An 11796-nucleotide genomic window follows, 5' to 3' on the forward strand; every position below is an offset into this window, starting at 1 on the left:
ATCATGAATACATTCAAAACATTAAGTATGTGCTTGGCGCTAGTCGTAGTTGTTGCCTGTAAGGAAAGTACAGATGATAAAAAGATTCTGGAGGAAACCCAAACCGGGAATTCCGTTGAAAACACCAAAAACAATTTTACAACCTATTGTAACCCCATAGATATTGATTATTCCTATATGTCACATTATCGCGCCAAGAATAACGTTTCCTATCGTTCAGGAGCTGATCCGGCCGTTGTGAACTTTAAAGGGCGTTTTTATATGTTCGTCACACGATCGCACGGCTATTGGGCGTCTGACGATATGAGCAACTGGACATTTATAAAGCCTCAAAGTTGGTATTTTAACGGCTCCAATGCGCCAGCCGCAGCAGTGAAGGATGGTAAAATTATTGTTTTGGGAGATCCATCGGGAAGAGGAGCGGTTATTGAAACTGACAATCCAGAATTGGGCGATTGGAAAACCAATTATGCAGTCATCAATATGCCACACGGTACCCAGGACCCAGATTTGTTTGTGGATGATGATGGGAAAGTTTACCTCTATGAGGAGTCCTCCAACAAATGGCCAATTCGCGGCATTGAGTTAGATCCTGAAAACTATTATATCCCGTTGGGAGAACAAGTTGATCTGTTCAATCTTAACCCAGAGAAACACGGATGGGAGCGTTTTGGACAGGATCATAGATCTGATTTAAAACCCTTTATTGAAGGACCGTGGATGGTAAAACATAACGGCATCTATTATCTCGAATACGGCGCACCTGGAACGCAATGGAACGTTTATGCCGATGGTGTCTATACCAGTAAGAATCCGCTTGGACCTTTTGAATATGCGCCCTATAATCCTATTTCATATAAACCGGGTGGCTTTTTGAAAGGCTCGGGTCACGGTAGCACGGTCAAAGACAACAATGGCAATTATTGGCATTATTCAACCATGGCCATCTCCGTGAATTTTAAATTTGAAAGACGTTTGGGAATGTACCCGGCAGGATTTGAAGAGAATGGCCAAATGTATGTCAATACCGCTTATGGCGATTACCCACACTATCTTCCAGATACAAAGGTGGAAAACCATAAGGAACGTTTTACGGGATGGATGTTATTGTCCTATAAAAAACCTGTAAAAACCAATTCGCCATTGGTAGAAAAGGAAATCAATGTGGTTGACGAAAGTGAAGGAGGTTATATGCAGGAACAGATCAAGGATTTCAATATCAATAGGATAAACGATGAGGAAATCCGAAGTTATTGGGTTTCCGAGAGCAATAATGATTCCATTTATATTGAGATGGATTTATTAAAACCGATGGAGGTGAACGCGCTTCAGATAAATTTCCAAGATTTTAACAGTGTAATTTTTGGGCGACCAGACGATATCAAACAGCAATTCGTCATTGAATCATCTTTGGATGGAAAAAATTGGGAGGTAGTTGTGGACTATTCAAAAAACACAAGAGATATCCCACATGCCTATATCGAACTTAAAAATTCGGTCGAAGCACGTTATATCCGTTATAATCACGTATTCTGTACCAACAAGTATTTGGCCATTTCAGAGTTGCGGATTTTCGGAAAAGGGAAGGAGGCCAAACCTCAAACACCTTCCAATTTTAAAGTGGCTAGACAAAAAGATAGACGCAACGCCAACCTATCTTGGGATGCGGTCAAAGATGCCACGGGATATGTGATATATTGGGGCATTGAAAAAGACAAACTGAATCTTAGTGCCATGATGTATGATCATCCAGATTATGAATTGCGGGCATTGACTACGGACCAATCGTATTATTTGCAAGTGGAAGCATTCAATGAAAACGGGATTTCTGAGCGAAGTGATCTTGTTTTTATAGAGTAAAAGGGAAATTTTGTAAATACATTAGCGTCCGCCACTCCATTGTATGGCCTTAAAACTTTTGCTTTATAGTTTGGAATTTGTAATTTCAACTTATATTGTAGGTCACACAAAGGAAAGCTTCAATTTTGAAAATTAAAATCATCATTTTATATATACAACTCTTGTTGTCAACCGTACTGATGGCACAAGAATTGCCTCCAATCACAACTTTTCAGCCACAACAATACGCTGCTGAAAACCAAAATTGGAGCATATCACAATCGGATGAACAGTATGTATATGTTGCCAATAATCAAGGGCTTCTTGAGTACAATGGAGCCAATTGGCAATTGTATCCTACACCAAACCAATCTGTTTTGCGATCGGTAAAGGCAATTGATAATCTGATTTATACCGGATTTTATATGAATTTTGGCTATTGGAAACGAAACGAGTTCGGTAGCTTGGATTATACCTCAATTTCTGATGATTTGGACGTTCCGCTTATCGAAGACGAGCAGTTTTGGAACATTTTGTCCATGGATCACTATGTTCTCTTCCAGTCCTTAAATAGAATATATATATATGATTTAATAAAACGCAGTGTTAAAATAATAAACACGCAGAGCACCATTACCAAAATTTTCAGAGTGGATGACACTGTTTATTATCAAGTTTATGGAGAAGGTATATATAAAATTGAAAGTGGACAATCAGTTCTTTGGATTGATCATGACATCTTTGTAATGAATGTCATCGTCAATATGTTTAATCACAATGGCGATCTCTTGATTCAGACCCAAGAACAAGGATTTTATATATGGAAAGATGGGCAGCTCTTTGATTGGGAAATACCCGCCAGTAAAATAATCGATGGCCTCAGTGTTTACAACAGCATCAGACTTAAAAACGGCGACTTTATATTGGGAACCATTTCCAACGGCATAGTTTATTTGAACCAATCCGGAACTATCGATTATACAATTGATCAGGCCGACGGTCTTTCAAACAATACAGTATTGGGTCTGTTTGAAGACAGCAATAATAATGTGTGGTTGGCTCTGGACAATGGAATCAATTGCCTCAATTTAAAATCGGCATTAAGTATCTATAACGATAAAAATGGCGATCTGGGTACCGTTTATACGTCAATACTTTTAAACGGAAACTTATATTTAGGCACCAATCAAGGACTATTTTATAAAGGGGTGACTTCAAATGATCACTTTAAATTTATTGAAGGCACCAAGGGTCAGGTATGGAGTTTAAAAGAAATAGGGGATACGCTCTTTTGTGGTCATAATTTAGGAACTTTTATCATCAAGGGTGGAGAGGCCCAATTGATAGCGTCAATTCCAGGTACTTGGGATATGCAACCATTTCTCAATAATGAAAATCTGGTCCTTCAAGGTAATTATAATGGGCTCCATTTTCTACATCGGCAAAATGGACAATGGTCATATAAGAATAAACTGGAAGGCTTCAATATGTCGTCCAAGTATTTTGCGGTTGTTGACTCTCTCAGATTCTTGGTTAGCCACGAATACAAGGGGGTTCTTGAAATTTCAACCAATAAAGATTGGACTAAAGTAGAGTCGGTTTCGGAAGATGCTTCTGTTGAAAAAGGCTTCGGTTCAAGTTTGGTCACCTATTTTGATAAAATTCTATATGGCTATGAAAAGGGAGTATTCGTATATGACAAACAGAAAATGCAGTTTGAGAAAGATAGTTTATTGACTAATATTTTTCCATTGGGAGAATACACTTCTGGCAAATTGATTTCAGATCCTCAACATGATAGACTATGGAGTTTTTCAAATAAGAACATTTCCTATGTGTCTCCAGGTAAATTTAGTGATAAACCCATTATAACAAGAATTCCTCTGCCAAAATCCCTGAGAAAGGAAATGACCGGGTATGAAACGATATCTTTTCTGACAGACGGCAACTATCTCATTGGTACCTCTTCAGGTTATATTATTATAGATATCAATAAAATAGACCTTAAGGCCTACGATATTGCCATTAATTCCATTTCTAATTATGCGATCAATGGTGAGGTTTTTTCAGCGGACATTACCAAACCTGCCAAATTTGAGAATAATGAAAACAACCTTCAATTTACCTATAGTGTTGCTCAGTACAACAAATATTTGGAAACAGAATATCAGTACAAACTCATGGGTTACTATAACGAATGGAGTTCATGGTCTACAGAGCCTTCTGTGCTTTTTAAAAATTTGCCCTATGGTCCATATACTTTTAAGGTACGCTCAAAGGTGGGGAATAATTTATCCAACAATGAGGCGGTGTACCAATTTGAAATTGCCAAGCCATGGTACCTTTCCAATTTAATGGTTGTTCTTTATTTATTAATCTTAATTGCTCTGGGTATATTGATCCATTACTTGTATAAACGGTATTACAAAAAACAAAAGGAAAAATTGGTATTGAAGAACAAACGCGACTTGGAATTAAAAGAACTCGAGACCGAACAGCAACTGATGCAGCTCAAAAACGAAAAACTCAAACAGGATATAGAAAACAAAAACAGGGAATTGGCAATATCAACCATGAGCTTAATAAAAAAGAATGAGTTTTTAAATCAAATCAAGGATGAGCTAAAAAACACCGATCATCAGAAAAGTGTGAAACCGGTCATTAAGATTATTGATAAGAATATAAATACTACGGACGATTGGAAGTTCTTTCAAGAAGCCTTCAACAATGCTGATAAGGATTTCTTTAAAAAGGTAAAGAGCAAACATCCCAAATTGACTCCAGATGACCTCAAACTATGTGCTTATCTCAGGCTAAATCTCACTTCTAAAGAAATTGCCCCTTTATTGAATATTTCACATAGAAGTGTAGAAGTAAAAAGATATAGATTGCGTAAAAAAATGGATTTACCCCATGAAACGAGCTTAACAAATTACATCCTGGAATTGTAGTCCTACTACATCTCAAAATATCACCCATACATTACCACAACACAACCTGATTTTTGCTAAATCTATCACGTTTGCGTAACAAATTTTAAAAACAGTTAAATTAGCGGGTCTGTGGGGGTTCTTTTGCATATATAATAAATAATATGTTGATTTTATGCGATGTATATTCATTGTTGTGGTGACTTTTATTTTTTTAATAATTGAATTGTCTAAGTTTATACCATAAAGTTTTAAACTATGATAACAAAATTTCTCTCATTTTTAATTCTCCTATCAACAACCTTAGCATTTAGTCAAACAGTTAATGTTAAAGGAACTGTAAAGGATTTAGAAAGCGGCCAACCTCTTATTGGAGTAAACGTCATTGTTAAGAATACCTCAAAAGGTGCTTCTACTGATTTTGATGGTAATTTCAATATTGATGCTGTTGGCATCAATTCAATTTTGGTATTCTCTTATGTAGGGTATCAAAATCAAGAAGTAATGGTTTTGAATGATCAACCTATAACTGTTATGTTACGGGAAGACGCCGAAGCTCTTGATGAAATTGTAGTCATTGGCTATGGAACGCAAAAAGTTACAGATGTCTCTGGTGCGATTTCAACGGTGAAGTCAGAAACCATTGAAAACCTAAAACCATTAAGGGTGGAAGAGGCCCTTCAAGGTACTGCATCAGGTGTTGCGGTTATTCAAGGTGGGTCTCCAGGAAGCAAACCAACGGTATTGGTGCGAGGTATTCCTTCGTTTACAGGTACAGACCCTGTCGTTATTATTGATGGCGTACCACAGACTTTATATGATTTAAACTCAATAAATTCTGCGGATATCCAATCCATAAACATCTTAAAGGATGCGGCTTCAACAGCCATATATGGTGTTAAAGGTGGTAATGGGGTCATTGTTGTGACCACTAAGGGCGGTAGAAACAATGAAAAAACTGAATTTTCATTTAATGCCTATACAGGTTTTCAATCTGTAGATAGAAAAGTTGGGCTTTTAAATGCTTCAGAATATGCAACCATCATTAATGAAGGTAGTGTGGTATCAGGAGGCAATTTAATTTTTCCTGATATTTCTACTTTGGGAATGGGTACAGATTGGCAGGATGAAATCTTTAAAGATGCCCAAATATCCTCTTATACGCTTTCTGCTCGAGGAGGTTCAGAGCGGGTAGGTTATTTTTTGTCTACGGGGTATTTAAGACAAGGAGGTATTGTAGGTGGTATTGATAAATCCAATTTTAATAGATTGAATTTCACGGCGAACGTTGATGTTCAATTATCTTCTAAATTAAAATTTATTATCAATACAAGTTACGCAAACATTAAAAATCAATCTGTTGCAGAGAACTCCTTTAACTCTATTCTTGGCAACGCCATTAACTTTGATCCTACGGTTTCTCCGTATAATACAGATCCTAATGATTTTGCATCTTATGGTTATAGTAACTTGTTGTTGTCTGAAATATTTAATCCGGTTCAAAGATTAGAAGACACTTATAACGAAAATAATGGAGATAAGTTATATGGTAAGCTTGAATTGCAATATGACATTTTGGATAGGCTTAAAATAACCTCTCGATTTGGTTATACCAAATGGGACCAAGCGAGTAAAAGTTTTTCCCCATTAGCATATTATGGACCGAACAACGTATCCAGTGATTACAATCCAGACGGTACTGTTAAGACACAGGAGGTTGACAATGGCGATGGCACAACAACCATAATTCCGTCGTTCCACAACAGTGTCACTGAAAGAAAAAATTCGAATTTCAATTATACATTCGAAACATTTGCGAGTTATGGGTTTACTTTAAAGGACAACCATAATTTTGACCTTGTTCTGGGGGTTTCTACCAGTAAATCTACAGGAAATGAAATGGGGACTACAAGACAGGATGTCAGGGATAATTCTTGGGCTTGGGCAGATATAAGCGCAGCTACGGGTGTCAACACCAAATTAAATACAAATGCGTATACAGGATATAGTTTTCAGTATTTGGAACGAAGAAACCTATCTTACTTTAGTAGGGTAAATTACGATTATGAAAATAAGTACCTAGCATCATTTTCTGCACGTCGCGATGGGTCGATTGCTTTTGGTAAAGACAATAAATTTGCCAACTTTTACGCAGGATCTTTAGGCTGGGTAATCACCAACGAGGATTTCTTCAATTATGACGCCATCAACTTCTTGAAATTAAGAGGAAGTTATGGTACCGTTGGAAACGAAAACGTAGATCCACAATATGTTAGTATTACCATTGGTGGTCCGAGTTATAATTCTACAGCAAATAGTAATGGATATACCTTCGGAACCGAGTTTGTATCTGGTGCAACTGTGAATTCGTTTAATAATCCCTTCCTAAGATGGGAAGAACAAACGCAATACAACATAGGATTTGATGCTACTTTGTTCAACAATTTATCGTTAAGTGTAGATTATTTTAATAAATCGGTTGACGGGTTGCTATTTACAGAAGCACCACCACTGTATGCGGGTACTTCAGAACCTGTAAAATCCAATATTGGAAGCACGGAAAGTAAAGGTATAGATGCAACTATAGGGTATAGAAATAGTAGTGTTAATGAGTTAAAATTCAATACCTCATTCAACTTTACAACCTCAAAGAATTTAGTGACCGCAACCAACAAAGACGGTACGGCGTTTATAGCAGGAGGTTCTTATTTTAATGGTCAAAGCCAATTGGCCACACGTTTCGAAAAAGGCTATACACCGGGTTATTTTTACGGATATAAAACGAATGGTTTATTTCAAAACCAATCCGAAGTTGATGCTCATGCCACACAGCCTGGAGCACAGCCTGGAGATATTCGGTTTGTGGATATTAACAATGATGGTATTATTAACGATGATGATAAAACCAAGATTGGAGATCCTTTTCCTAAGTTTAATATCGGTTGGAACCTAGGTTTTGACTATAAGAATTTCGATTTAAACATGTTTACTTACGCATCAGTTGGTAATGATATTTACCGAGCCTACGAACGGAACGCTCAGTTTACCAACAAAGATAGGAGCATTTTAAATAGATGGACCGGAGAAGGAACTACCAATGATGCCAAAAACCCGCGCTATACTTTTGCCGATACGAACAGTAATATTAGGCCTTCCGATAGATATGTGGAAGATGGAAGTTTTATCAAAATTAAAAGTTTGATTTTAGGTTATACCATTCCTGAAAGCTTAAATGCAGGATTTAGTCAAGTACGGATCTATGCCCAAGCCAAAAACCTATTGACACTTACTAAATATACAGGTTATGATCCTGAAATTGCCGGAGGTATTTTGGATACAGGTATCGATAGAGGAGCGTATCCACAAGCAAGAACATTTTTAATTGGTTTAGACCTTAAATTTTAACATCTAAAATAAATTAGTATGAAAAGTATAAAAAATAGTATAGGATTAATCATCATACTTTCGATCTTTTTGGGTTGTTCAGATGTGGTAGATTTTGATCCTCATGATGAATATCAGGTCACAGAGAGGGATTATTTGCAATCAGAAGCTGATTATCAGGCCATGGCAGTAAGTTGTTATACACCAACACAATGGTTAAACCAGGTGATCGTTCTTGGAGATATTGCTTCGGATAATGCCGTAGCAGGTGGTGAAAATGCTTCCGACGTTGTAGCATTACAACAAATTGATGATTACGCTATATTGACCAATAACAGCACGTTACAGGATTTATGGTTGTCGGCGTACGAAGGAGTGAACAGGACCAACTACTTGATAGCCTATAAAGATGTTAATCTATTGGGTAACACGGTAAACTTTGAAGGTAAAGAAGCACTTTATGGAGAAGTTCACTTTTTAAGAGCCTTTTATTATTTCAATTTGGTTAAAATGTTCGGAGATGTCGTGTTGTTTACGGACCATAAATTAGGTCTTTCAGATTTTGGTACGTTACAAAGATCTCCAAAAGCTGAAGTGTATGCACAAATGGAAAAGGATCTGATTCACGCCATTAGTGTGTTGCCAACTTCACAATCACAGCAAGGGCGAATTACAAAATATGCTGCCCAAGCTTTATTGGGCAAAGTGTATTTATATCAAGAGAAATTTGACGAAGCAGTTCCAGTACTTCAAAGTGTTGTAGATGGTCCGTTTAGTTTGGTTCCTAATTTTGATGATATCTTTTTATTATCGGGAGAAAACGGCCCAGAATCTGTTTATGAAGTTCAGTACTCTAACGGACAGCCTTATTATAATTGGGGCGGTCAAACAAGAGGTCAAGGAAACTATGCAGTTCAGCAATGTGGAGTTAGAGGGTTTAATGGTACAGCCGAAATGCCTTATAATTCTGGCTGGAGTACTAATCTACCTACTCAAGATTTGGCAGCAGCATACGAAGATGGCGATCAAAGAAAAGATGCGACTACTTTTGATGTTGAGGCTTACGCCACTAACAATCCGAGTTTAAATATTACGTATCAGGTGGCACCGTATAAAAATACCGGCTTGTACAATAAAAAGTATTTGCCAAGAAAAGGTCAAACCAGCGGACAGGTGGAATTGAACTATGAAAACAACCAACGTACTATTCGCTATTCTGAAGTGTTGTTAATGGCAGCAGAAGCAAACTTAAGAGCCTCATCTCCAAACCAAGCATTGGCACAAACCTATTTAGATAGAGTACGGGATAGAGCCTTTGGTGATGAAAATCACAGAGTTACTGCAACAGTTCAGTCAATTTGGAACGAAAGACGCTTAGAGTTAGGTATGGAAGGCGATCGTTTTTTCGATTTAGTGAGAACAGGACAGGCTGCCGATGTTTTAGGAAGTAGAGGTTATAATCCGGCAACTTTAGGACTTTTTCCAATTCCTCAAAGAGAAATAGACATTTCTGGTTTAACTCAGAATGCCGGATACTAAAAAAATAACGACATGAAAACAGTAAAATATATATTTAGTTTAAGTCTTATAGTGTTAACCATTTTAGGTTGTTCACAGGATGATGTCAATACAGATTTTGTAGACAAGATTGCTCCGCCATCAAACGTGTCAGCCTCAGTGACTGTAAGTCAAGATAATACTGGAGCGGTTACCATTACCCCAATAGGTGATGGTGCAGTCTCCTTTAATGTGGATTTTGGAGATAGTTCAGATCCGTCTGGGGTGATACCATCGGGTAGAAGTTTGAAGCACATATATGAAGAAGGCACCTACACCTTAACTATTACCGCCAATGGTCTTAATGGGCTTTCAACTACAGTAAACCAACAGATAGACGTATCTTTTAAAGCCCCTCAAAATTTAATGGTGACCATTGAAAATGATGGGACTATCTCCAAAACAGTCAATGTTACCGCTACTGCAGATTTCGCATTGAGTTATAGTGTCGATTTTGGTGATGGCAGCGACCCGGTGATGTCGAATATTAATGACACCACTACGTACACCTATCAAGAGGCAGGTATTTATACTATAACTATTACAGCATTCAGTGCGGCCATTGAAACTACTTCATATACAGAAGAATTTGAGGTCATCGAGATTTTGCAGCCTGTACAGGCCGCACCAACACAGCCCAATAGAGCAGCAACTGATGTCATTTCCATATTCAGCGATGCCTATGAAAATATTGCGGGAACAGATTTTTATCCTAATTGGGGTCAATCAACAACTTACAATCAAATTGATATCGATGGAGATCATATCATCCAATACGGAAATTTAAATTATCAAGGGATTCAGTTTGGTGCTACCGCAGATGCTTCTCAGATGGAATTCTTACATATTGATGTTTGGACTGCTGACGAAAATATGGCGTTGGATATTTACCCAATAAGTGTCGCTACCGGCGAAAAATTGGTTAAAATGGATCTTGTCGCAGGTCAGTGGAACAGTTACGACATTCCACTGTCTGAATTTACAAGTCAAGGTCTTTCCATGAATGACATTCACCAAATTAAATTTGATGGAACTCCTGCTGGAGGAACCATATTCATTGATAACCTCTATTTTTATAAAGATCCTTCAGGTCCATCAGAACCTGAATCGGCGGCACCCACCCCTACGTTACCGGCAGACGATGTGATTTCAGTTTACAGTGACGCTTATACCAGTGTGGGCATTAGTGAACTGAACCCAAATTGGTCACAAACAACGGTATTGACAGAAGTGGTTATTGATGGGAACAATACCTGGAAATACGAATTGTTAAACTACACAGGTATCGTTACCAGTTATGACAATCCAACAGATGTATCTGCAATGACCCATGTACATTTTGACTATTGGACTCCAGATGCGACCTCATTGGGATTGAAATTGGTTAATACCGGAAGCGGTTATGGTGATGGAGATCCATTAAAGGAAGATATAAAATACGTGCCAACTGTGGTCACTGGAAGTTGGGTCAGTGTAGCACTGCCTTTATCAGAATTTACAACGGATCGCTCAGCAATTACACAATTGCTCTTTGAGTCATCAGGAGCGACTGTTTATATAGATAATCTTTATTTCTATATAGATTCTTCAGCTTCATCAGAGCCTGAGGCGGCAGCGCCAACCCCAACCTTAGCTGCAGCCAATGTGATTTCAATTTACAGTGACGCTTATACCAGTGTGGGCATCAGCGAACTGAACCCTAATTGGTCACAAACAACGCAATTGACAGAAGTGGTTATTGATGGGAACAATACCTGGAAATACGAATTGTTAAACTATACAGGTATCGTTACCAGTTATGACAATCCAACAGATGTATCTGCAATGACCCATGTCCATTTTGACTATTGGACTCCAGATGCGACCTCATTGGGATTGAAATTGGTGAATACCGGAAGCGGTTATGGTGATGGCGATCCACTAAAGGAAGATATAAAATTTGTGTCAACGGTGGTCAACGGAAGTTGGGTCAGTGTAGACATACCTTTGTCAGATTTTACAACGGATCTTTCAGGAATTACACAATTGCTCTTTGAGTCATCAGGAGCGACCGTTTATATAGATAATCTTTATTTTCACAATTAGA

General features: G+C 37.8%; 5 protein-coding genes. All 5 read left to right on the plus strand.

Features of this window, described 5'->3' with window-relative positions; genetic code table 11:
* Nucleotides 1-3 precede the first annotated feature (3 nt).
* The 5 genes from G6N06_RS04230 to G6N06_RS04250 all read left to right on the plus strand — a co-directional run bounded on the left by G6N06_RS04230 (nucleotide 4) and on the right by G6N06_RS04250 (nucleotide 11795).
* Nucleotides 4-1860: a family 43 glycosylhydrolase gene (locus G6N06_RS04230; RefSeq protein ID WP_163514823.1), complete on the plus strand. Its 1857-nt coding sequence runs from the start codon at nucleotides 4-6 to the stop codon at nucleotides 1858-1860.
* 125 nt (nucleotides 1861-1985) lie between these two features.
* Nucleotides 1986-4790 (plus strand): helix-turn-helix and ligand-binding sensor domain-containing protein, encoded by a 2805-nt coding sequence (locus tag G6N06_RS04235; RefSeq protein ID WP_308469743.1) that lies wholly within the window; start codon nucleotides 1986-1988, stop codon nucleotides 4788-4790.
* Nucleotides 4791-5027: 237 nt separating this feature from the next.
* Nucleotides 5028-8174, plus strand: coding sequence for a SusC/RagA family TonB-linked outer membrane protein (locus G6N06_RS04240; protein ID WP_163514824.1), 3147 nt, complete (start codon nucleotides 5028-5030; stop codon nucleotides 8172-8174).
* A gap of 18 nt (nucleotides 8175-8192) precedes the next feature.
* The gene (locus G6N06_RS04245; protein ID WP_163514825.1) at nucleotides 8193-9692 is read left to right on the plus strand and encodes a RagB/SusD family nutrient uptake outer membrane protein; all 1500 of its coding nucleotides are present in this window, start codon (nucleotides 8193-8195) and stop codon (nucleotides 9690-9692) included.
* A gap of 12 nt (nucleotides 9693-9704) precedes the next feature.
* Nucleotides 9705-11795: a PKD domain-containing protein gene (locus tag G6N06_RS04250; protein WP_163514826.1), complete on the plus strand. Its 2091-nt coding sequence runs from the start codon at nucleotides 9705-9707 to the stop codon at nucleotides 11793-11795.
* Nucleotide 11796: the final 1 nt, after the last annotated feature.

Origin of the sequence: Gelidibacter japonicus, assembly GCF_010725055.1 — a bacterium.
GTDB lineage: Bacteria > Bacteroidota > Bacteroidia > Flavobacteriales > Flavobacteriaceae > Gelidibacter > Gelidibacter japonicus.

Excerpts from the sequence above, each read along its gene's own strand:
- G6N06_RS04230 (WP_163514823.1), top strand. The coding sequence starts at position 4 with ATGAATACATTCAAAACATTAAGTATGTGCTTGGCGCTAGTCGTAGTT.
- G6N06_RS04240 (WP_163514824.1), top strand. The coding sequence starts at position 5,028 with ATGATAACAAAATTTCTCTCATTTTTAATTCTCCTATCAACAACCTTA.
- G6N06_RS04250 (WP_163514826.1), top strand. The coding sequence starts at position 9,705 with ATGAAAACAGTAAAATATATATTTAGTTTAAGTCTTATAGTGTTAACC.
- G6N06_RS04245 (WP_163514825.1), top strand. The coding sequence starts at position 8,193 with ATGAAAAGTATAAAAAATAGTATAGGATTAATCATCATACTTTCGATC.